Raw genomic sequence first — 22,358 nt, forward strand, 5'->3', positions numbered from 1 at the left:
CTCTTCGTTCAACGAATACAGAAATAAACGATTGCATTCGGCTACCAAGTGTAGAGCATGAGTCGTGCCAAGCCCTGTGTTCGATGATAACGCCGCGAATTTGCTGGGAATCAATCTTTTTTGACCATTGTATGACGGTGAGTTGCGTACGCATTTCCGAACGAATTGTTTTCGGTCATTCGGAAATCCGAACGCATATCTCGTCACACACTGCCGCTACCAACCCGGTCAGGCCACGGTCCAGGCAGCCTGACCGGGCAGCGTTCGAGGATCAGCGCTGAAGCGGGCGGTCCACGTCAGCCAACCTGGCACGTGCCCACGCCTCGGCCGTCAAACGGCGAATCAAGGTTGATTCTTCTGCCGCCAGTTCGTGCATCAGTGATCTGGCGCGTTCTTCGTAGTTGCCTTCCTGGCCCGCCGTGGCCTGCGCTTCGAGCGCTTCCATCCGATCGTGGTAAGGCCCGGCCATCGCCTCGAAACGCTCCGCATAGGTTTCACGCAGGTAGGTCTGCCAATAGGGGCGGGCGGCGAGCGCATCCAGCATGGGTAACGTCTCGTAGGTGCCCAGCACTTCCAGTTGCGCATCGTTCAGGTCCGCGGACGTCACATGCGCGTACGAAGCGAAATGCATTTCATCGGGCGGTACTGGCAGGTCGAGGGCGTCTGCAAGGCGCAAGCGATAGAACAGGCGGACTTCGATTTCATCCGGCCTGCGCCCTGCCTGGCGCAAGCGCTGGACATGGCGATTGGCAATGGCATCCAGCAGGTCGAGACGATGCAACTGCTCCCCCAGGTGCAGCAAGCTTGTTTCTCTCATTGCAGCAGGTACGCCTTCGACGCCCTGATAAGCCATGACGCCGACCTCCATCTGGTTGAGCATCAGCAGCAGGCGGTCATCGCAGCTGCGTGGTCCATCGGCTTCGCGAAACAGCTGTTCACGCAGCGCTTCGTTGTTTTCGCAGGCTTCCAGGATATGCCAGGCGCGCCGACGATAATGGCGAGGATTGTCCTGGAAGTCCTCGCTTTGGGCGAAGTCGGCCAGGAACCGGAACATGCCTGCCGAACCAGGCTCTTCGATCAGGCGGTCCCAGGCTGCCTCGCGTTGAGCGCGAAGCAGCTCGTTCCTGGACGCTACCCAGTTGGCGCGGGTGTCCTCGTCGATCACCCCATGTGTGTAGCTGGCGCTGCCCCTGCCACCGGCATCGGTGACGCCGCGCGCTTCGTCGAGATACTCGATACTGCTTTCGCTCAAGGGGTTGTCGTGCAGGTTGAGACGCTGCAGACGCAGGCGCAGCCCGCGCATTTCCCGCTGTAGCTCGCTGATCCTGTTGTCGCGCAGATCGACATGGGCGCGCATCGTTATCAACTGGTGAATCTGGCTGATGTCTGCCTGCCCAGTGGCACGCAGCTGCAGGTCACGCACATGCGGCAACGCCGACAGGTCAGGCAACCCATTGAGCGGGTTGTAGCTCAGTATCAACGTATCGAGGCGCTGCAGTTGGGCCAGGCGGTTGCTTGCCGTCTGGTCCAGCGTGATCCGGTTGTTGCCAAGGTTCACGCGTCGGAGCTGGGTAAGGCTTTCGATACCCTCGGGCACCTGGGTCAGCCGGTTGCCGCTGAGGTCCAGATCGACGATGTTGGGAAAGCGCCTGAGGAATTGGGCATCGATGTGTTCCAGATGCATGTCACGCAATGTCAGCCGGCGCACATGCCCGTATTCGATGCCTGCTGGCAACGCTGGCAGGGTCGGTACGGACTCCCCGTCTATGAACAACTCGTACTGGTCGTTGCCATCCACCAGCTTGCGCCGCCAGCTGCGGCGAAGGGCATCGACGATACGGCGGCGACGGATGGCGTCGACCGGCGACTGCCAGTCGGCCTGCCAGGCCCGTAGCGTCTCGCGTAGTTCGCCAAGCTGGCGTTGCAGCATCTGATAATGGCTCCACAGGTTTTCGCCTCGCTGACGCACGGCGTTCAGGTAGGCGTCCAGTTGCAGTTCGCTCAGTGTCGGGAAGATCTGATGGATGCCTTGGCGAATGGCCTGCCGGCTGCTTTCGCCGCCACCGCTGAGTGGGTATCCAAGCCTTCCATCGGCAAAGCGCCTGGGCGGCCGCAGATTGGCACCGATCCGGGGGAGCCCGAGGATTTCCGCCGTGCGTTGCCGATCCTGCACCGCGGCCACAAGGAGTTGCTGACGGAGCTGCCTGGCCTGCAAATTGCGGTTTCCAAGCTTGGTTTTCTGCTGCTCGTCAAAGGTGCGCAGTACCGTTTCGAGCAAGGTACCGCTGGCCAGGTGATTCGCGTCATTGGCCAGCCTGTAGCCGTCTGGTTGTCGCACGATGATCGACACCTGGCTGTTCTGCGTATCTTGGCTTGCATACAACAGGCGTCCTTTCTGGTGACCTTCACGCAGTTCCACACGCAATGCGGCCGGCCAGGGTGCTTGGCGCTCGATCAGCCGCATCGCCAGTTTTTCGCTGTCGGCTGTACCCAGCGCCGCCAGGCGCATGCCAAGGCAAGCCCGGTCGATACGGCTGTCCCGCTCATACCAGCGGGCACGTTCCGCCATGCCCAAAGGCACACGCCCGGTTGCCTGGAGTTTTTCCAGCTGGGAGGAGCTGCTGTGCTCGATGATTTCCTGGGCACCCCTCGGTGAGAGGTACCTGAAGGCATTCATCAATGTATTCTGCTCATCGGAAACGGCCTGGCGACGGGCGAGCAATTGCTCTTCGAAGGCCACGCCGCGTAGCCCCGGGTGGTCGGTATGCAATGCGATACGTTCGTGGATGTCGAGCAGCCGCGCCGGCGGTGAGGCGTGTTCCTGGCACAGTTGGCGTAATTGCTCCGTGGAAAAACCGGTGACATCCAGCAGCATGCTGGCGCTCGACTCCTGAAGTTCACCCAGGTGGTTGCCTTGCAACCCCTGCAGCAGTACCGACGCGTTTTCCTCGGCTGGGAAGTAGTGAGGAGAGCGAGCCAGTTTGACTTTGCCTTCAGGAAGCGGCCTTGGCGCCAACCCATCGACAAAAGGTACCCGCCGTATTGCCTTTATCGCGCCTGCGCTGGCGCCGGCGAACACCAGGCCCTGGGTCACGGTGAACAGGTGATCCAGAGCCCCTTGGCGATCACCCAGTTGCCAGTCCTGATAGCCTTCGTAGACCTCGTCCAACAGTTGCGCAGCGCTCAGCACCAGCATCAGGTCGCCTACGACGGGTACGACGAATGCAACCAGCCCCAGCAGGTCCAGCCCTGCGCTGAGCATGGCCTGCAAGCGCCTGTGCCTGCTTAGACGGTCTTCCTGATCGGTCGCTACGGCCAGGTAGGCGGCATCGTCGAAGATCCTGGTGATCAGCAGCGCCTGCACGTGGGCGAACACATCACCGCTCACGGCGAGGTTGCGCCCGTCAATTTCCGGGGTGTGCTCCTTCTTCGATGCAGCCAAAGCCCGCGAGAGAGCCTGGTCGAACTCGCTCCTGTCCTGCGCCTTGACGAAACGCCGCAGAAAGGTCTGGAACGACCGATGTTCGAGGCGCCTGGCAAGGTCGTCGTAGAGCTCGCCCCACGAGTCGTAGAAACGCACGCTTCGGTCAGGGTCATCAGGGATCCAGACGATGATCTCATCGATGGCGGAATCTGGCAGCGGCCGCCATTCGAGCGCGATGATGCCGACCATGCACTTGCCCAGCACATACAGTTGGCGCGGGATCAGACTGCCTTTGCCATGCACCGGCTGGGCAGGGGGCGCAAGCACTGATAGCAACCGCAGCAGATCCTGCTCATCCAGCTGGCCCTTGAGCCTGCCTTCATGAAGCGCGGCTCGCATGCGCGAACGAATACCGCGCTGAAACTGCTGTTCCACCTTGATTCGCGCCTGATCCGCTGGTTGGCCTCGGCCCGCTCTGGGTTTGAGGATGCGGTTCAGAAGGGCTTGGTATCGTCCGCCGATGTCCAGCGTGCGGCACAGGCTGGCAAAGCGCTCGAACGTCATCGCCAGGCGCCTGCCCTTTTCGTCTACCAGATACGCCTTGCGCTGCCACCAAGGCTGGGTTTCGTGTGCTTCGAAGTTGTGTAGCGCGGCGGCTAGCAGGCTCTGTCGTGTGGTGTGAGTGGTGCTGGGTTGGTAAAGCTTTTCCGCAGCAGAGGGCAACTGAAACGCTTCGCTGATGACCACGTATGTAGACCGAGGGTCGACCTCGCCAAGCCCTTCTGCAAGCAAAACGCCTTCGAGCAGAGGGACGGCGAACTGTTCAATGTCCGGTATCGAGGCAAGCAGATGCTTGAGGCCGTCGGCTGCCTGCTGCTGTTCGCTCAAGGCTTCGCGATAGGCTTCACGGTGCTGTGCGTCCGCGCGTATCAACCAGTCAGGAAGCTGCTGCGCGATCAGATTGTCGATGGAGTCGGACGGGATACTTTCGATGGGCGGCACGTGGTGATCTCCGGGGCTGAAAAAGCCACCAGAGCATCACGCTGGGAACCTGGCTTGGCGGTAGATAGTGCTGCGCTGAGCTGCCTGTGTTGCCGCCAGGGACGATGACGGCCAGCCGGGAAATCAAGGTTCGATCCATGAGCATTATCTAGTGCCCATGCCCGGTGCGCAGGTGTTGAGGTGGCCGCCCATTGCCGCTGGAGACATCACATGACATCCGTTGAATTCCCCCCTGACTCGATCGATACGCTGATTGCTCATCAGTTGCCCGATTGGCTCACGCATGCCCCGGCCGATCGACGGAGCACTTTCCTGAAGGCCTTGCGCAAACAGGAACAGACCACCCGCAACCTGGGCGAGGTGCTACACAAGATTCCATCGCTGGACGTGTTTGCCCGGCAACTGCTTACCGCTGGCTTGCAGCAAGCCGGAGTCAGCAACGAGCAGGCGTGGCGTTGGCAGGTGTTCCAGCAGGAATCGAAGTTCCAGCCATCCGTGCAGCCGGGGATACGCAAGGCATACCCTGTCAGTTGGTCTACACGCAATTTGTTGACCGCCGCGCTGCACAACTATCACGTCAACGAGACAAAGGCTGACTCCCTGCGAAACGCCTATTTCCTGGACGGGAATGGCAGGAGGCTGCCATTGAACTTCGAGGCGTTCGCGAAACTGTGCAGGCAATTGGATGTGGGTGGACAATACCAGGCCACGCTCGATACGAGCCTGAAGCCGAGTGACCCCCAGGGTGCCGCGCCGGGGCAGGCCGAGCGCGAGGTACACAAACTGTTCGAAGACAATCAGCGCGCGCATTTTCAGGTCGCTGTGTACATGGCTTTGTTCAAGGGCGCGTTGGACGAACGCAGCTATCTGCAACTGTTGCCCTTGTTGGCTGAAACCCCGGTGGTGCCGGCATTGCCCCAAGTGACCACGGCGCGGCAGCTCTATCTGCTGGGGAAATGCATCTGCGGTGTAGTGACCTTCGAAGTGGCACAGGCAGGCGGCGATGGTGTCGAGGGAGTCATTGCCTGGGTTCCCGGCGATCCGATCACCCCTGTCGCTCGGTTTGCCACCTGGCAAGCGCTATACGTTGCACTGGCCGTTCGTTTGCAGAGCCCGGGCTACCGTGCATTCTTCGCTCGGTTTGTCAGTGAGCGGGACCGAGGCCGTTTCTTTACCCTGTTGACCGAGCGCCTGGCGAAGAGGGCGGGTTCGGCTATCGAACTCGAAGGTCGCCACCTGGCTGTCAGTGAACCGTTGTACGTACACCTGCGACGCTTGCAGATCGGCAAGATCTACGACGATGCCCGAATGCTCGCCGTGCCCACGGGCGATGAAGACCAGCAGGCGCGCAACGAGCGGTTCAATGCCTATGCATCACTGGGGTTGGACCTGCTCAACCTGGCGGGCCTGTTCGTGCCGGTGCTTGGGGAGGCATTGCTGGCGGTGGCTGCGGTGCAAGTGGCTTCTGAAGTCTATGAGGGCTACCAGGACTGGCGTATCGGGGATCGCGAGGGTGCGCTGGACCACCTTTTTGGTGTGGCGGAAAACGTCGCCACCGGTCTGCTCCTTGCCAAGGGCGGCGCGGCAGTGATCCAGGGCTTGAAGCGAGTCGCCTTCGTCGATGGCCTCGTACCGTTATCTGATGGCCTGGGCAAGGTAAGGCTGTGTTCGCCAAGTCTCGAAGGATATGGCGTGGATGCTGCCGAGGCGAAATTGGCCGACGCTGGGGGCGCTTCCGATTACCGCCTGCTGCGCAGTGAAGAGTCGGCCTTTCAGGTCTGGGACGATCCGCAGGACGGGATACCGCGTATTCGTCACCCGGGCCGCGCCGAGGCATTTGCGCCGTGGGTGGAGGACAACGGCGGTGGTTGGCATCATGCGCTCGAGCAGCCTCAGCGTTGGCAGGGCGCTGCTCGCCTGATGCGGCGCCTGGCGGCGAGCCTGGCAGAAGTGCCTGATGACACGGCGCACCAGCTGTTGCAGATCACCGGCCTGAAGCTGGAGCAGCTTCGCCGGCTGCGTGTGGAGAATGCTCCGGCTCCGGGCCGTTTGCTGGACGCCTTCGAGTTCCATCAATTGCATGGGCAGATGCCATTGTTACGGGGGGCAGCGCTTGATCGCGTCTTCACCGAGCGCCAACCCAAGCCCAGTGGCGGGGCAGCTGCCGTGCTTGTGCGTGACTTCCCCACGTTGTCTGCGCACGCGCTGGACGAGTTGCTTGGCCAGGCTTCTGGTGTGCAACTCGATAACCTGGCCCAAGGTCGGCGAGTACCGCTGGCGCTGGCGGAACGTGCGCGCTGGCTACTGCATGACAGTCGTCTCGATCGGGCCTGCGCCGGCGTACGCCTGCTGCGCGCGGCCAATGCAGACAGCGAGGCCTTGGCGTTGGGGCTTGTATCGGAAACTGCCCCGTGGCCGGAATCGGTTCGCGTGGAGCTGCGTGAGGCGCAGCTAAACGGCCGGCTCTTGATGGCTTTCGGCGCGGAGCAAGCTGCTGACGTGCGTTGCATCGTCAGAGGCGAGCAGGGATACCATCTTGCTGACGCTGCCAGCCAGAGTCTGGAGCTTTCACAAGCGCTGCTGCGCCTGCTCGAGGACGATCAGAAAGGGTTGCTCGGCGGTATCGAAGGGGAGCAGGGCCTGCGTGATTCCCTGGCTACCCTGGCCGCTGCCGACCGTGAACGGGCCGCGCGGCTGATCGGCTGTTCTGACAATCGACGGAGAGCGGCTTGGCTCCCTGCCGGTGCTGCCCGCTGGGCTGGATTTCGGACACGTCAGCAGGCTGGTGCTGCGCAACATGAACCTGAGCGAAGTCGGTGCAGACTTCCTGTCACGTTTCGGTAACCTGATCGAGTTGGATCTCGCTGGCAATCGTCTCGAGCAAGTGCCTGTCGGGCTCGAGCGACTGTCGCGTCTGCTGCGTTTGAACCTTTCCGGCAACCGTATCGTGATGAATGTCGCCAGTGAACGGCGCCTGGCCAGCCTGGGGCGGCTGACGATGCTGGACCTGAGCCACAACCCGTTGGGGCGCGCACCTGTGCTGACCGACTTGCACCAACTTACTGATGTTCGGCTGCGCGACGCAGGCCTGGAGACGACGCCCGCGGACGTGATCCTGCGTGGGCATGTGGACTTGAGGGAAAACCGTATTCGCCAGTTGCGCCAGGAACTGAACGGCTTGGGCGAGCGATTGCAGTCGCTCAGCCTGCACGACAACCCACTCGATGCCCAGGGCGAGGCCGCGCTTGATCGGGCTGCCGGTGTTGACCGCGCCGGCAGCAGGGGTGGTGGCTCGTTCCGCCATCGTGCTGTTGACCACGCTGTCCGCGATGCCTGGGTCGGCAAAGACGGCGCATTGAAAGCGCCCAGGGCCGCATTGTGGGAGTCGTTACACCAGGAGCCCGATGCGCAAGGGCTGTTCCAGTTCCTTGCGGACTTTATCGACAGCGACGATTTTCACGAGCATCCCGATTATTTCCGTAAACGCATCTGGCGCATCCTTCAGGCATGCGAGCAACATGAACAGCTGCGGTTGCGGGTGTTTGCCGAGGCCTCGTCCCCCCGCACCTGCGAAGACCAGATGCTGTTGATTCTGGAGCAACTGGAGTTGAGCTTGCTGGCGGAGCGGGTGAGCAGCCGTGTTCCACCGGCGGAGCTGGAAGAGGGGCTGGTTCGTCTGGGGCGGCAACTGGCTCGCCTGGATGCCGTCGACCGGTTCGCTGCCGCGCACATCAGGCAGTTGCGCAGAGGGGATGCGTCGATCGTGGACGATATCGAAACGAGGCTTTTTTTCAGGCTGCGCCTGCGGCAGCCGCTGGACCTGCCCATCCTGCCGGACACGATGCACTTCGAAGATTTCGCCAGCGTCACCGAGCAGGATCTGCGCAGCGTTCAAAGTAGTGTGCTGGAAATGGAAAACCGAGAGGACCTGATCGTCTCGCTCGCCCAGCGCCCGTTCTGGGAGGTGCATGTGCGCCAGCGTTACCCGGGTCGCTTCGACGAGGTGCGGCAGCGCTTCGACCTGCGCCTGGAACAGATCGAGGCGGACCTGGCCACGCAGCGCATCGATGAATGGACCCACGTACAACGCGGCAGAACGGTCATGAGTGATTATCAGGTTGCCGAACGTGACTTGATAAGCACGTTGGCCAGGGAAGCCTATGACCGGTTGAACCTGTGACTGCAGCGGTTACGCACCCGGTGCGCACTCACGGACGGCTTGCTCGCCGTTCCGTGGGTGCGGGCAGGCATGGGTCACGCCGCTTGGGTGCGCGCCTGCTGCTCTCGTTGCAGATAGTCTGCAAGCGCCTGTTGCTCGCCGGTGCTGGTGAACAGGCCCAGCTTGGTGCGGCGCCAGAGAATGTCTTCAGCGCTGCATGCCCATTCGTTGTGTGCAAGGTAGTCCACCTCCCGGGCGAACAACCCACCGCCAATGGCCTGGCCCAGGTCTTCCGGCCCTTGCACGCCATCCAGCAACTGCCATACGCGGCTGCCATAGGTCAGCACCCAGCGCCTGGCGATATCGACCGGCAACCAGCCACAACGCGCCAGCACCGCATCGACCAGAGCCTGCACCGTAGTCATCTGCTCACCACCTGGTAGCGGCGCGCCAGCGGTCCAGCTGCCACGCATCTGTGGGAAGTGCGGCTTGAGCTCGGTCATGGCCGACTCGGCCAGTTTGCGGTAGGTGGTCAGCTTGCCACCGAATACCGACAGCAACGGCGCTTGCCCTTCACTGGCGGACAGCGCAAGGGTGTAGTCACGGGTGACTGCGGACGGATTGTCCGATTCGTCGTTGCACAGTGGGCGCACGCCGGAATAGGTGTGCACGATGTCGCTGCGGCTGAGCTGGTGGTTGAAATGGGCGTTGACCACCTTGAGCAGATAATCGGTTTCCTGCTCGGTGATCGCGACTTTGGCGGGGTCGCCGCTGTATTCGCGATCGGTGGTACCGATCAGCGTGAAGCGCTCCAGGTACGGGATGCAGAAGACGATGCGCTGGTCCTCGTTCTGCAGGATGTAGGCATGTTCGCCTTCGTACATGCGCGGCACGATGATATGGCTGCCCTGGATCAGGCGGATGCCATAGGGGGCATCGAGCTTGAGGTCATCCTTGATGAAGCTGGCCACCCACGGGCCGGCGGCATTGACCAGGGCACGGGCGCGAATGGTCTGCAGGCGGCCGTCAGCGTGCTGCAACTCCACCTGCCACAGGCCATCCACACGCTCCGCACGCAGGCAGCGGGTACGGGTATGGATATGGGCACCTTTTTCCCGTGCGGCCATCGCATTCAGCACTACCAGGCGGGCATCGTCCACCGCGCAGTCGGCATATTCGAAGCCACGGCTGATTGCAGGCTTGAGCGGGTAGCCCGGGCCGAAGCGCAGGCTGCGCGAAGCACCCAGGCGCTTGCGCTTGCCCAGGTGATCGTAGAGGAACAGGCCGGCGCGAATCATCCAGGCCGGGCGCAGGTGCGGGCGGTGCGGCAGCACGAAGCGCATCGGCTTGACGATGTGCGGGGCTTTGGCCAGCAGCACTTCGCGCTCGGCCAGCGCTTCACGTACCAGGCGGAACTCGTAGTGCTCCAGGTAGCGCAGGCCGCCGTGGATCAGTTTGCTGCTGGCCGACGAGGTGTGCTGGGCCAGGTCGTCCTTTTCGCAGAGGAAAACCTTGAGGCCACGCCCGGCGGCGTCGGCAGCGATGCCCACGCCATTGATGCCGCCGCCGATCACGGCGAGGTCATAGCAGTCGGCGACTGGGGGCTGGGACGAAACGGGCTGGGACACGGGCAAGGCCTCCTGGGGCTGTTCACATCGAATATGAACATTGATGTTCGTTTTCGAAAATACTAGCGCAACAGAAAGCCGGTCGCCAGTCAGTCTTTATAGAAAAAACTGATCAGATGACAATGAAATGAACATTTACGAAAATTTTGGATGATCGGTTTGAAAGGTGTGGCGTCTGTGGGATCGAGCGCGGCGCGGGCGACGCTCGATCTCACAGGCGCGACAAACCTTGCGGCATGCGCCTGTCAGCCCTCAAACCACCTCAAGCCGGATCTTGTACTGGTTCAGCAGCTGGGTGAGGGCGGGGGTTGGCGCCTGGTCGGTCACCAGGCAGTCGACCAGGCTGATCGAGCCCATGCGCACCATGGCGTTGCGCCCGAATTTGCTGGAGTCGGCGGCAAGGATCACTTGACGGGCATTGGCGATGATCGCCTGGGACACCCGCACTTCCTGGTAGTCGAAATCGAGCAGGCTGCCGTCTTCGTCGATGCCGCTGATGCCCACCAGGGCGAAGTCGACCTTGAACTGGTTGATGAAGTCGACACTGGCCTGGCCGACAACGCCCCCATCACGGCGCACCGTGCCACCTGCCACCAGCACTTCGAAATCGTCCTTGGCGGCAAGGATCGCGGCCACGTGCAGGTTGTTGGTGATGACTTTCAGATGGTTGTGGTTGAGCAGCGCCCGGGCGATGGATTCGGTGGTGGTGCCGATATTGATGAACAGCGAGGCATGGTCGGGAATCTGCCGGGCCACGGCTTCGGCGATGCGTTGCTTTTCGTCACGCATCTGGTCGGCGCGCATGGCGTAGGCGGTGTTCTCGATGCTCGAATCGTAGGCCGCGCCCCCGTGGTAGCGGCGTAGCAGATTGAGCTCGGCCAGCTGGTTGATATCACGACGGATGGTTTGCGGTGTGACGACGAACAGCTGCGCCATTTCTTCGATACTGACGTAACCGCGTTCGCGCACCAGTTCGAGGATTTGTTGTTGGCGAGGGGGCAGATTCATGGGCGGTCCTTTGGGGCTGCCGGACAAATGCTGCAATGATGCCGTAGGACGCGGACTACGACCAGTAGACTATCGGGGCGGCTGTTTCACGCGGTCCCCTGTGGGAGCGGCCTTGTGTCGCGAAAGGGCTGCAAAGCAGCCCCAGCAATTTCAACTATTGCGCATCAATCCTGGGGCCGCGTTGCGGCCCTTTCGCGACACAAGGCCGCTCCCACAGGTACAGCGACAACCTCGAGATCAACGCTGCACCCACAGAGTTTGGACAAGCTATCGCGCCGGGGATCAGGCCTCATGATCTTCCCAGTCACGAGTACGGTCGACTGCCTTCTTCCAGCCGGCATACAGCTTCTCTTTCTGCGTTTCATCCAGCTGCGGGCTGAACTCGCGTTCGATGATCGCCTTGTCGCGCAGTTCGTCCAGGCCGCTCCAGAAACCACAGGCCAGGCCTGCCAGGTAGGCCGCACCCAGCGCCGTGGTTTCGCGCATCTTCGGCCGCTCCACGCAGGTGCCGAGGATGTCGGCCTGGAACTGCATGAGGAAGTTGTTGGCCACCGCACCGCCGTCCACGCGCAACTCGGACAGGCGCTGGCCGCAGTCCTGCTGCATGGCGTCGAGCACATCGCGGGTCTGGTAGGCGATCGATTCCAGAGCAGCGCGGATGATGTGGTCCACCTTCACGCCACGGGTCAGGCCGAACAGTGCACCACGGGCATATGGGTCCCAGTACGGGGCACCCAGGCCGGTGAAGGCAGGCACCAGGTATACGCCGTTGCTGTCCTTGACCTTGCTGGCAAAGTATTCGGTATCCAGTGCGTCGTTGACGATCTTCAGTTCGTCACGCAGCCACTGCACGGTGGAACCACCATTGAACACCGCGCCCTCCAGCGCGTAGGCCACTTCGCCTCGCGGGCCGCAGGCGATGGTGGTGAGCAGGCCATGGGACGACTTCACCGCCTGGTCGCCGGTGTTCATCAGCAGGAAGCAGCCGGTGCCATAGGTGTTCTTGGCCTGGCCCGGCTCCACGCACATCTGGCCGAACAGTGCCGACTGCTGGTCGCCGGCGATACCGGCAATGGCGATGCCGCTCTTGGTGTGGCCGTAGACCTCGGAAGAAGGGCGAACCTCGGGCAGCATCTGCCGTGGGATGCCGAGGATTTCCAGGAGCTTGTCGTCCCACTGCAGGCTGTGGATGTTGAACATCAGCGTGCGCGAGGCGTTGGTGTAATCGGTGACATGCACCTTGCCACCGGAGAACTTCCAGATCAGCCAGGTATCGATGGTGCCGAACAGCAGTTCGCCGCGCTCGGCGCGTTCGCGGGCGCCCTCGACATTGTCGAGGATCCACTTCAGCTTGGTGCCGGAGAAGTACGGGTCGGTGACCAGGCCGGTGGTTTCGCGAATGTAGTCTTCATGGCCGTCGCGCTTGAGCTGGGCGCAGATCTCGGTGCTGCGGCGGCACTGCCAGACGATGGCGTTGTACACCGGGCGGCCGGTTTCCTTGTCCCATACCACGGTGGTTTCACGCTGGTTGGTGATACCCAGTGCGGCGACCTGAGCGTGGCTGATGCCCGCCTGGGCCAGGGCCTCGACCATGGTCGCGCTCTGCGTGGCGAAGATTTCCATCGGGTCGTGCTCGACCCAGCCCGCTTGCGGGTAGTGCTGGGCGAATTCGCGCTGGGAGGTACCCACCACATTGGCGTCGCGGTCGAAAATGATGGCCCGCGAACTGGTGGTGCCCTGGTCCAGGGCGATGATGTAGTTCTTATCCTGGGTGTCTGTCATGGTCGTAGGCCTTGCGAAAATAGGGGGTCAGGGCTGGGCGTGATGCCGGCGTCAATTGACTTGAGTATCGCCCTGGCGATTGTCATTTGTCTCAGGGTTCACTGCGGCTGCCATTGGCAGGTTGCGGGCGATCAGACCGCGATAGGTCGCGGCGCCCAGGCAGGCGCCAAGGATCGGTGCGAACACCGGAACCAGGAAATAAGGCATGTCCCGACCGCCAGTGAAGGCGATTTCGCCCCAACCGGCCAGGAAGGTCATGAGTTTGGGTCCGAAATCGCGGGCCGGGTTCATGGCAAAGCCGGTCAACGGGCCCATGGCGCTACCGATCACGGCGATCAGCAGGCCGATCAGCAGCGGGGCCATGGCGCCGCGCGGCAGGCCGTTGTTGTCGTCGGTCAGGGCCATGATCACGGCCATCAGGATGGCGGTGATGATCACTTCGACCAGGAACGCCTGGCCGGTGGACAGCGATGGGTGCGGATAGGTGGAGAACACCGAGGCCAGTTCCAGGCTGGCTTCGCTACCGCGCAACATGGCGTGGGTTTGTTCGAAATCGAAGAACAGGTTGCTGTACAAGGTGTAGACCAACGCTGCGCCACAAAATGCGCCGCATACCTGGGCCAGCATGTAGAAGGGCAGCTTGCGCTTGTCGAAACCGGCGAACAGGGTGAGGGCAATGCTCACCGCAGGGTTCAGGTGCGCGCCGGAAACACCGGCGGTGAGGTAGATCGCCATGCTGACGCCCACGCCCCAGATGATACTGATTTCCCAAAGGCCGAAGCTGGCGCCCGCGACCTTGAGCGCGGCGACGCAGCCGGTACCGAAGAAGATGAGCAGGGCAGTGCCGAGGAACTCGGCCAGGCATTGGCTGGACAGCGCGGGTTGGCGTAGAGCAGTCGTCATGTATGACCTCGTTTTTTTTGTTGTGAGGCGCGTGGCGCTCGACAGCAAAGCCCGGAGTCTATCCCCGTTGATCCCAGGCAGATGTAGGAAATGCACCTTAAAAGTGCACCATTTATTCAGAAACGAAAAAATATAGACAAGAAACGCTGATGTCAAAGGTCGAAAGTGAACGGTCGGTCACGATCTGGATGCTGGTTTCAGGTGCGAATCCGCGTACTAGAGGCGCGCAGTTGCGGTTCGCTGGCTGAGGTGTGGGAATTGTCCTAAAGTAGCCGCCGAGCTGTCCCCGACCGGAGCCCCCGCATGACCCCCGCCCTAGACCTGTTGAAGAAACACCGTGCCGAGCATCGTGTGCACAGTTACGAACATGACCCCAAATCGGCGTCATATGGCCTGGAGGCGGCGGAAAAGCTCGGTCTCGACCCACAGCAGGTGTTCAAGACCTTGCTGGCGAGCAGTGAGAAGGGTGAATTGCTGGTGGCGGTGGTGCCTGTGGTGGGTACGCTCGATCTCAAGGCCCTGGCCCATGCTGCCGGGGTGAAAAAGTGCGAGATGGCCGACCCGGCGGTTGCGCAGCGGGCCACGGGCTACCTGGTGGGCGGGATCAGCCCACTGGGGCAGAAGAAGCGCCTGCGCACCTTCATCGATGACTCGGCGCAGAACTTTGCAACCATCCATGTCAGCGCCGGGCGGCGTGGCTTGGAAGTGGAATTGGCGGCCGCAGTGCTGGCTGAGTACACCCAGGGCAAGTTTGCCGGGATTGGTCGGGGCTGAGATTTCTGGGGCTGCTTTGCAGCCCATCGCGACACAAGGCCGCTCCTACAGGGGGAATACGTACCCTTGTAGGAGCGGCCTTGTGTCGCGATGGGCCGCAGAGCGGCCCCAGAATGTCGAATCAGGTCGCCGAACTGTATCGGCGAACGCCGTTCTCCTGCCGCGGCAACTGCGCCGCCACGCTGCCCGGAACCGGGAACAGCACCAGGTGATCGGCCTTGACCGCAATCCCCACATCCTCACCGACCTGATGGTCGTCATGGCTAGGGAAGATCGCCTCCAGCTGGCTGCCGGTCGGCAACTGCAGGCGGTACAGGGTCGATGCCCCAAGGAAGCTCTTGCCGACGATGTTCGCCTGCAGCGCGCTGCCCGGTGCGTGGACGATATCGTCAGGGCGCAACAGCACATCCACAGAGCTGCCCGGCGCCATGATGTAGGCACGGTTGCCGCGCAGTTCACCCAGCTCGGTATTGACCGCTTCGTGGCTGATCATCTGCCCACGGATGAAATACCCCTGGCCAATGAAACTGGCCACGAACGGCGTCTGCGGCTCGTGGTAAAGGTTGTAGGGCGTGTCCCACTGTTCCAGGCGGCCTTCCTTGAATACGCCAACCTGGTCGCTGACGGCAAAGGCCTCTTCCTGGTCATGGGTCACCAGGATGGCGCTGGTGCCACGGCTCTTGAGAATGTCGCGAACCTCATGGCTCAGGCGCCGGCGCAGCTCCACGTCAAGGTTGGAGAATGGCTCGTCGAGCAGCAGCAGTTGCGGCTCCGGTGCCAGCGCACGGGCCAGGGCGACCCGTTGCTGTTGGCCGCCGGACAATTCATGCGGGTAGCGCCCGCCCAGGCCGCCCAGCTTGACCAGCTCGAGCATCTCTTCGATGACCTCGGCCTGGCGCGGGTGCTTGGCGATGCCGAAGGCAATGTTCTGTGCCACGGTCAGGTGCGGGAACAGCGCGTAATCCTGGAACACCATGCCGATGCGGCGTTTTTCCGGGGCCAGGGTGAAGCCAGCCCGGGAAATGACCTCGCCAGCCAGCTGGATCTCGCCGTCGTGCACGGGTTCGAAACCGGCGATGGCGCGCAGGGTGGTGGTCTTGCCGCAACCGGATGAACCCAGCAGGCAACCGATGTCGCCTGCGTTCAGGTGCAGATTGAGGTTCTGGACGATGCGCTGGTCGCCATAGCCGCAGGCGAGGTTGCGCAGGTTGAGCAGTAGGGGTTGACTCATGCGTGGTGGTAAGCCGGTTCTACAAGGAATTCGAGAAGGGCCTTCTGTGCATGCAGGCGGTTTTCAGCCTGGTCCCAGGCGACCGAACGTGGGTCGTCGAGCAGGTCATGGCTGATTTCCTCACCACGGTGGGCTGGCAGGCAGTGCATGAACAGGGCGTCGGGTGCCGCCAGGTCGAGCAGTTCGCGGGTGACCTGGTAAGGCGCGAAATGCGCCAGGCGCCGTGCAGTTTCCTCCTCCTGGCCCATGGAAGTCCAGACATCCGTGGTCACCAGATGGGCGCCGCGCACGGCTTCCTTCGGGTCACGCACGATCTGCACGTGGTCACCACCAATGGCCATGAAGCGTGGGTCCGGCTCGTAGCCTTCCGGGCAGGCGATGCGCAGCTGGAAGTCGAACTGCCTGGCTGCCTCGATGTACGAGTTGCACATGTTGAAGCCATCGCCGATCCAGGCCACGGTCTTGCCCTGGATCGAGCCGCGGTGTTCGAGGAAGGTCTGCATGTCGGCCAGCAGCTGGCACGGGTGCGACTCGTCGGACAGCGCGTTGATCACCGGCACACGCGAGTTGGCGGCGAATTCGGTCAGGGTGCTGTGGGCGTGGGTACGGATCATCACCACGTCGAGCATGCTCGACAGCACGATGGCGCTATCGCCGATCGGCTCGCCACGGCCCAGCTGAGTGTCGCGCGGGGACAGGAAGATGGCCTGGCCGCCGAGCTGGATCATGCCGGCCTCGAACGACACGCGGGTACGGGTCGAGGACTTCTCGAAGATCATGCCCAGCACGCGGTTCTTCAGGGGCTCGAACAGCACGCCTCGCTTGCGCAGGTCCTTCAGCTCGATGCCGCGGCGGATCACCCCGAGCAATTCGTCGGTGGTGAAGTCCAGCAGGGAGAGAAAGTGCCTAGCGCTCATGATTGACTACCTTATCTGCAACGGTATGCAGGTCGACCGTATGGTTTTTTTTGACAACGGGAGTGACCTGCGGCGTAAGCCGCACGGGGCGGACGAAATAGGGAAAGGCGCAATACTATAAGTAAATGTCGCCTGAAGCCAAGAGGGGAAACAGCTGCCCAGTACCAAAGGGTGTTGCAAAGGGTGTCTTTACCCGACGGGCAGTGCTGTTTTTTATTTGCTACAGAGGGTTGTACACGGCTTGCCGGCAATTTGGCAAATGGCTGTCGCAAATCGTGTGCCTGATGTCGGTGGATTCACGCCGCGAAGCGCGCTGGCCGGCGGCGGGGGCTGGGCGCATAGTCGATGTTCGACAACCCTCTACACATCCTCCATGACAACAAGGCAGAGGCGGCCATGACCAAGACCCTGCATCACCGTGCCTGTCACCTGTGCGAAGCGATCTGTGGGCTGAACATCGAAGTCAGCCATGACGACGACGGGCGGGCGCTGATCAGTTCGATCAAGGGCGACCCCCAGGACCCGTTCAGCCGCGGCCATGTCTGCCCAAAGGCCGTGGCCCTGCAGGACATCCAGAACGACCCCGACCGCCTGCGCCAACCGCACAAGCGGGTGGGCGAGCACTGGCAGGCCATCGGCTGGGACGAGGCCTTTGCCCTGGCCGCCGACAGGCTGTGGGCGATCCAGCAGGCCCATGGGCGCAATGCCGTGGCGGTGTACCAAGGCAACCCGAGCGTGCACAACTACGGCCTGATGACCCACAGCAACTACTTCCTGGGCCTGCTGAAAACCCGCAACCGCTTCTCTGCCACCTCGGTGGACCAATTGCCGCAGCACTTGGTCAGCCACCTGATGTACGGCCATGGCCTGCTGCTGCCGATCCCGGACATCGACCAGACCGGTTTCATGCTGATCCTCGGCGGCAACCCGCTGGCATCCAACGGCAGCATCATGACCGTGCCGGACGTGGAAAAGCGCTTGAAAGCGCTGCAGGCCCGGGGTGGGCGCCTGGTGGTGGTGGACCCGCGACGCAGCGAAACAGCGGCGATGGCCGACAGTCACCTGTTCATTCGCCCTGGAGGGGATGCGGCCTTGTTGTGTGGCTTGCTCAACACCCTGTTCACTGAAGGCCTGGCGCGCGGCTCGCACTTGCCGGTCGCGGGTCTGCAGCAGGTGCGCGAAGCGATCGCGCCGTTCAGCGCGGAGGCCATGAGTGCGCACTGTGGCATTGCCGCGACAGACATCCGCCAGCTGGCACGGGACTTCGCCGCGGCCGACAAGGCGGTGTGCTACGGCCGCATGGGGGTTTCGACCCAGGCCTACGGCACCCTTTGCCACTGGCTGGTGCAACTGATCAACCTGGTGACCGGCAACCTTGACCGTGAAGGCGGCGCGTTGTGCACCGAGCCTGCCGTCGACCTGGTGGCGACCACCTCGGGTGGCCATTTCAACGCCTGGCAGAGCCGGGTGTCGGGCTTGCCCGAGTACGGCGGCGAACTGCCCGTGGCGGCCTTGGCCGAGGAAATGCTGACACCCGGCGAAGGGCAGGTGCGCGCGCTGGTGACGGTGGCTGGCAACCCCGTACTGTCCACGCCCAACGGCCGCCAGCTGGATGTGGCGCTGGAGGGGCTGGAGTTCATGCTCAGCATCGACCTGTACATCAACGAAACCACCCGCCATGCCGACCTGATCCTGCCCTCCACCTCGGCGCTGGAAAACGACCATTACGACTCCACGTTCAACTTGCTGGCCGTGCGCAACGTGACCCGCTTCAACCGGGCGATCCTGGCCAAGCCCGAAGGGGCATTGCACGACTGGGAGATTTTCGTCGGGCTGGCACAAGCGTTCGCCAAACGCGCCGAGCTGGAGTTGAAGCCGACCTGGGCGCCGGCGCAGATGATCGACCGGGCCCTGCGCAAGGGGCGCTATGGTGAATCGACACCCTGGCAGTTGTCGCTGGCAGCGCTGGACGAGCACCCGCATGGCCTCGACCTGGGGCCATTGCGCGCCAACCTCGCAGCGCGCCTGACGACTGCCAGCAAGGCTGTCGAAGCGGCGCCCCAGGTGCTGCTGGACGACCTGGGGCGGTTGGCGCAACAAACCCCTCCGACGCCGGGCGAACTGCTGCTGATCGGCCGTCGCCATGTACGCAGCAACAATTCGTGGATGCACAATTTTCATCGGCTGGTGAAAGGCAAACCGCGACATCAGTTGTTGATGCACCCGCAGGACCTGCAGCAGCGGCAGCTGCAGGACGGCCAGCGGGTTCGTATCCGCTCGCGTACCGGGGACCTTGAAGTCGAGGTGCAGGCCTGCGAGGACATGATGCCGGGCGTGGTGAGCCTGCCTCATGGCTTCGGTCACTCTCGTCGAGGCGTGCACATGCAGACCGCCCAGGCGCAACCTGGCGTGAGCGCCAACGACCTCACCGATGAGCGCTTGCGTGATCAGGTTTCCGGCAATGCCGCCCTCAATGGCGTACCCGTGCAGGTAGAGGCCGCGTAAGGAACGGTAAGGCCGAGCATGCTGCTCGGCTTTCCGTTACAATGCGTCACCGTGCCGACGACCGCGTCGGAAAGTTCAGCCGAGGTGCTACATGGATATCATCGAAACGATCAAAGAGCAGATTGCCAACAACACCATTCTGCTTTACATGAAAGGCTCGCCGAATGCCCCGCAGTGTGGCTTCTCTGCGCGTGCATCGCAGGCCGTGATGGGTTGTGGCGAGAAGTTCGCCTACGTCGACATCCTGCAGAACCCGGAAATCCGTGCGAACCTGCCAAAGTACGCCAACTGGCCGACCTTCCCGCAGCTGTGGGTAGCCGGTGAGCTGGTCGGCGGCAGCGACATCATGCTGGAAATGTTCGAGAAGGGTGAGCTGCAGACCCTGATCAAGGAAGCGGCTGCGAAGGCCAAGGCTTCCGAGGCCTGAATTTCCGGCAAGCATGAAAAAACCCGCTGATCGCGGGTTTTTTCATGGGGCGAATATTTATTCTTCGCCCATCTGCGACTGCAGGTAGTTCTCGATACCAATCTTGTCGATCAGCCCCAGTTGGGTTTCCAGCCAGTCGATGTGTTCTTCCTCGGACTCGAGGATGTCTTCGAGCATGTCACGCGAGCCGAAGTCGCCAGCGGTTTCGCAATGGGCGATGGCTGCTTTCAGGTCGACCAGGCCTTTCTGTTCGATCTTCAGGTCGCATTCGAGCATTTCCTTGGTGTGCTCGCCAATCAGCAGCTTGCCCAGGTCCTGGACGTTAGGGATGCCTTCGAGGAAGAGAATACGCTTGATCAGTTTGTCAGCGTGCTTCATCTCGTCGATGGATTCCTTGTACTCGTGCTTGCCGAGTTTGTTCAGGCCCCAATCTTCGTACATGCGTGCGTGCAGGAAGTACTGGTTGATCGCGACCAGCTCGTTTCCGAGGATCTTGTTGAGATGCTGGATGACGCTTACGTCGCCTTTCATTTCGGGTTCCTGCCCTGTAGAAGTGTGCCAATACAGTGAAGTTTGAGCCCGATACTTAGGAGTGTCAAACCTAAGCTCTTGAATAATAAGTGAAAATTAATGGAAATAAGAATGTTTGTGAACCGCGTTGGAGCGCTAACTTATTGAATTGCGGGCATAAAAAAACCGGACGCAAGGTCCGGTTCTTCGAATTCTGGGATTTCAGGCCGCGGTAAATTCCACGGGGTAGGGCAGGGCTGCCTGGCTGACCTGGAGTTCGGTCAGGGTCTCGCGGACCACCTGCTTGGCCACGCAGGCACATTTGCCACACTGGCTGGCGACATTGGTCGCGGCTCGCACTTCCTTGTAGCTGCAGCATCCTTCATAGATCGCATCGCGGATCTGTCCGTCGGTAACGCCGACACAAAGACACACATACATAAAGGCTGACCATCGTTGGTGGGCTCGATGGGGTGGAGCTTAATGTTAATGAGAATGCTTGTCAAAGGAGTTTCTGAAAGGGCCGTGCTTGAGCGACCGGCGGTTGCTTCGTCGTTGGAGTCGGCCTGTCACCAGAAGCCGTGTATGATGGTCGGCCTTTGTTGGATGTCGGGCAAGCCCGTCTGGCCCGGCAAACGGTTTTTCACCCTCATCAGGAGATTACAATGAGCGTACTCGTTGGTAAGAAAGCCCCCGATTTCACCGTTCCGGCCGTGCTGGGCAATGGCGAGATCGTCGACAGCTTCAACCTGGCTTCGGCCATCAAGGGCAAGTACGGCCTGGTGTTCTTCTACCCGCTGGACTTCACCTTCGTCTGCCCGTCCGAGCTGATCGCCCTGGACAACCGCATCCCTGACTTCCAGGCGCGCAACGTGGAAGTGATCGGCGTGTCGATCGACTCGCACTTCACCCACAACGCCTGGCGTAACACCCCGGTCAACAACGGCGGTATCGGCCAGGTCAAATACACCCTGGCTGCCGACATGACCCACGAAATCTGCAAGGCCTACGACGTCGAGTCCGAAGGCGGCGTGGCCTTCCGTGGTGCCTTCCTGATCGACACCAACGGTGTTGTCCGTTCGCAGATCGTCAACGACCTGCCACTGGGCCGCAACATGGACGAGCTGCTGCGTCTGGTCGATGCCCTGCAATTCCACGAAGAGCACGGCGAAGTCTGCCCTGCCAACTGGAAAAAAGGCGACAAAGGCATGAACGCTTCGCCGGAAGGCGTTGCTGCCTACCTGAGCGAGAACGCTGGCAAGCTGTAATTGCCAAGCGCATGAAAAAACCGGCCCTTGTGGCCGGTTTTTTTGTGCCGTCCTGTGCCGGCCTCTTCGCGGGTAAACCCGCTCCTACAGGTACCCCACGGGCCTCAGCCATTGTGCGATCCCTGTGGGAGCGGGCATGCCCGCGAATGCTTTTTCAACTCAATCGTTGAAATCGCGCCAGCCGCCCATCTCTTTCCAGCGGTTGACGATGCCGCAGAACAGCTCGGCCGTCTTCTCGGTGTCATAACGCGCCGAATGCGCCTCACGCCCGTCGAAGTCGATGTCGGCGCTCTGGCAGGCCCGCGCCAGTACGGTCTGGCCGTAAGCCAGGCCCGCCAGGGTAGCGGTGTCGAAGCTGGAGAACGGGTGGAACGGGTTGCGCTTCAGGTCATTGCGCGTTACCGCCGCATTGAGGAAGCCCAGGTCGAAGCTGCTGTTGTGGCCGACCAGGATTGCCCGCTTGCAGCCATTGGCCTTGAGCGCCTTGCGTACGCCGCGGAAGATGTCGGTCAGCGCACTTTCCTCGCTGACCGCCATGCGCAGCGGGTGGTCCAGCTTGATCCCGGTGAACTCCAGCGCGGCCGCCTCGATGTTGGCGCCCTCGAATGGCTCCACCCGGTGGAAGTAGGTGTGCTCGGGGAACAGGAAGCCCTTTTCGTCCATGCCGATGGTGACAGCGGCAATTTCCAGCAGGGCATCGGTAGCGCTGTTGAAGCCGCCGGTTTCAACATCTACCACTACCGGCAGATAGCCGCGAAAGCGCTCGGCCATCGGGTGGCGCGAGCCGCTGCTGCCTTGGGTGTCCAGGTCGTCTTCGTAG

General features: G+C 61.9%; 16 protein-coding genes. 6 read left to right on the plus strand and 10 right to left on the minus strand.

The annotated features are described in order from the left end of the window. Positions 1–271 precede the first annotated feature (271 nt). Positions 272–4,426, minus strand: a complete 4,155-nt coding sequence (locus tag CAG00_RS23375) for an NEL-type E3 ubiquitin ligase domain-containing protein (RefSeq protein WP_085665441.1) — start codon at positions 4,424–4,426, stop codon at positions 272–274. 210 nt (positions 4,427–4,636) lie between these two features. Here CAG00_RS23375 and CAG00_RS23380 point away from each other — a divergent pair, with 210 nt between their 5' ends. Beyond that, positions 4,637–7,270 (plus strand): dermonecrotic toxin domain-containing protein, encoded by a 2,634-nt coding sequence (locus CAG00_RS23380; RefSeq protein ID WP_085665442.1) that lies wholly within the window; start codon positions 4,637–4,639, stop codon positions 7,268–7,270. After that, complete coding sequence (locus tag CAG00_RS23385) at positions 7,224–8,606, plus strand: NEL-type E3 ubiquitin ligase domain-containing protein (RefSeq protein WP_085665443.1); 1,383 nt, start codon at positions 7,224–7,226, stop codon at positions 8,604–8,606. The genes CAG00_RS23380 and CAG00_RS23385 overlap by 47 nt, the downstream gene beginning before the upstream one ends. Before the next feature lie 74 nt (positions 8,607–8,680). Here CAG00_RS23385 and glpD read toward each other — a convergent pair whose 3' ends face one another. The 4 genes from glpD to CAG00_RS23405 form a co-directional block, all read right to left on the minus strand. Continuing rightward, the gene (gene glpD / locus CAG00_RS23390) at positions 8,681–10,213 is read right to left on the minus strand and encodes a glycerol-3-phosphate dehydrogenase (RefSeq protein WP_085665444.1); all 1,533 of its coding nucleotides are present in this window, start codon (positions 10,211–10,213) and stop codon (positions 8,681–8,683) included. A gap of 252 nt (positions 10,214–10,465) precedes the next feature. Continuing rightward, positions 10,466–11,221 carry a DNA-binding transcriptional repressor GlpR gene (gene glpR / locus CAG00_RS23395; RefSeq protein WP_046614760.1) on the minus strand — a complete coding sequence of 252 codons (756 nt, stop codon included), beginning with the start codon at positions 11,219–11,221 and terminating at the stop codon, positions 10,466–10,468. Between the two features lie 282 nt (positions 11,222–11,503). After that, positions 11,504–13,003 (minus strand): glycerol kinase GlpK, encoded by a 1,500-nt coding sequence (glpK, locus tag CAG00_RS23400; protein WP_015271569.1) that lies wholly within the window; start codon positions 13,001–13,003, stop codon positions 11,504–11,506. Positions 13,004–13,054: 51 nt separating this feature from the next. Beyond that, positions 13,055–13,906, minus strand: a complete 852-nt coding sequence (locus CAG00_RS23405; protein ID WP_075046148.1) for an MIP/aquaporin family protein — start codon at positions 13,904–13,906, stop codon at positions 13,055–13,057. A 303-nt stretch (positions 13,907–14,209) separates the two neighbouring features. On the opposite strand from CAG00_RS23405, the gene ybaK reads away from it, so the two are divergent. Next, the gene (gene ybaK, locus CAG00_RS23410; RefSeq protein ID WP_085665445.1) at positions 14,210–14,680 is read left to right on the plus strand and encodes a Cys-tRNA(Pro) deacylase; all 471 of its coding nucleotides are present in this window, start codon (positions 14,210–14,212) and stop codon (positions 14,678–14,680) included. Between the two features lie 121 nt (positions 14,681–14,801). Here the strand turns inward: ybaK and CAG00_RS23415 are convergent, their stop codons facing one another. Both CAG00_RS23415 and argF read right to left on the minus strand, forming a co-directional pair. Further along, positions 14,802–15,911 carry an ABC transporter ATP-binding protein gene (locus CAG00_RS23415; protein WP_085614210.1) on the minus strand — a complete coding sequence of 370 codons (1,110 nt, stop codon included), beginning with the start codon at positions 15,909–15,911 and terminating at the stop codon, positions 14,802–14,804. Continuing rightward, the gene (argF, locus tag CAG00_RS23420; protein ID WP_013973960.1) at positions 15,908–16,828 is read right to left on the minus strand and encodes an ornithine carbamoyltransferase; all 921 of its coding nucleotides are present in this window, start codon (positions 16,826–16,828) and stop codon (positions 15,908–15,910) included. Before argF ends, CAG00_RS23415 begins: the two co-directional genes overlap by 4 nt. A gap of 396 nt (positions 16,829–17,224) precedes the next feature. Between argF and CAG00_RS23425 the strand changes: the two genes are divergently transcribed. Next, entirely contained in the window at positions 17,225–19,333 is a 2,109-nt protein-coding gene (locus CAG00_RS23425) for a molybdopterin-dependent oxidoreductase (protein WP_085665446.1), read from the plus strand. 91 nt (positions 19,334–19,424) lie between these two features. Further along, on the plus strand, positions 19,425–19,760 hold the full coding sequence (gene grxD, locus CAG00_RS23430) for a Grx4 family monothiol glutaredoxin (RefSeq protein WP_003254949.1): 336 nt from the start codon (positions 19,425–19,427) through the stop codon (positions 19,758–19,760). 57 nt (positions 19,761–19,817) lie between these two features. Here the strand turns inward: grxD and bfr are convergent, their stop codons facing one another. After that, complete coding sequence (bfr, locus tag CAG00_RS23435; RefSeq protein WP_003258014.1) at positions 19,818–20,291, minus strand: bacterioferritin; 474 nt, start codon at positions 20,289–20,291, stop codon at positions 19,818–19,820. A 201-nt stretch (positions 20,292–20,492) separates the two neighbouring features. Beyond that, positions 20,493–20,711 carry a bacterioferritin-associated ferredoxin gene (locus CAG00_RS23440; RefSeq protein WP_003254947.1) on the minus strand — a complete coding sequence of 73 codons (219 nt, stop codon included), beginning with the start codon at positions 20,709–20,711 and terminating at the stop codon, positions 20,493–20,495. 224 nt (positions 20,712–20,935) lie between these two features. Between CAG00_RS23440 and CAG00_RS23450 the strand changes: the two genes are divergently transcribed. Further along, positions 20,936–21,538 (plus strand): peroxiredoxin, encoded by a 603-nt coding sequence (locus CAG00_RS23450; RefSeq protein ID WP_003254945.1) that lies wholly within the window; start codon positions 20,936–20,938, stop codon positions 21,536–21,538. A 159-nt stretch (positions 21,539–21,697) separates the two neighbouring features. On the opposite strand, the gene rnt is transcribed toward CAG00_RS23450, so the two are convergent. Further along, complete coding sequence (gene rnt / locus CAG00_RS23455; protein WP_230388460.1) at positions 21,698–22,309, minus strand: ribonuclease T; 612 nt, start codon at positions 22,307–22,309, stop codon at positions 21,698–21,700. Between the last annotated feature and the right edge of the window lie 49 nt (positions 22,310–22,358).

This window comes from Pseudomonas sp. B5(2017) (assembly GCF_002112825.1).
Classification (GTDB): Bacteria; Pseudomonadota; Gammaproteobacteria; order Pseudomonadales; family Pseudomonadaceae; genus Aquipseudomonas; species Aquipseudomonas putida_Z.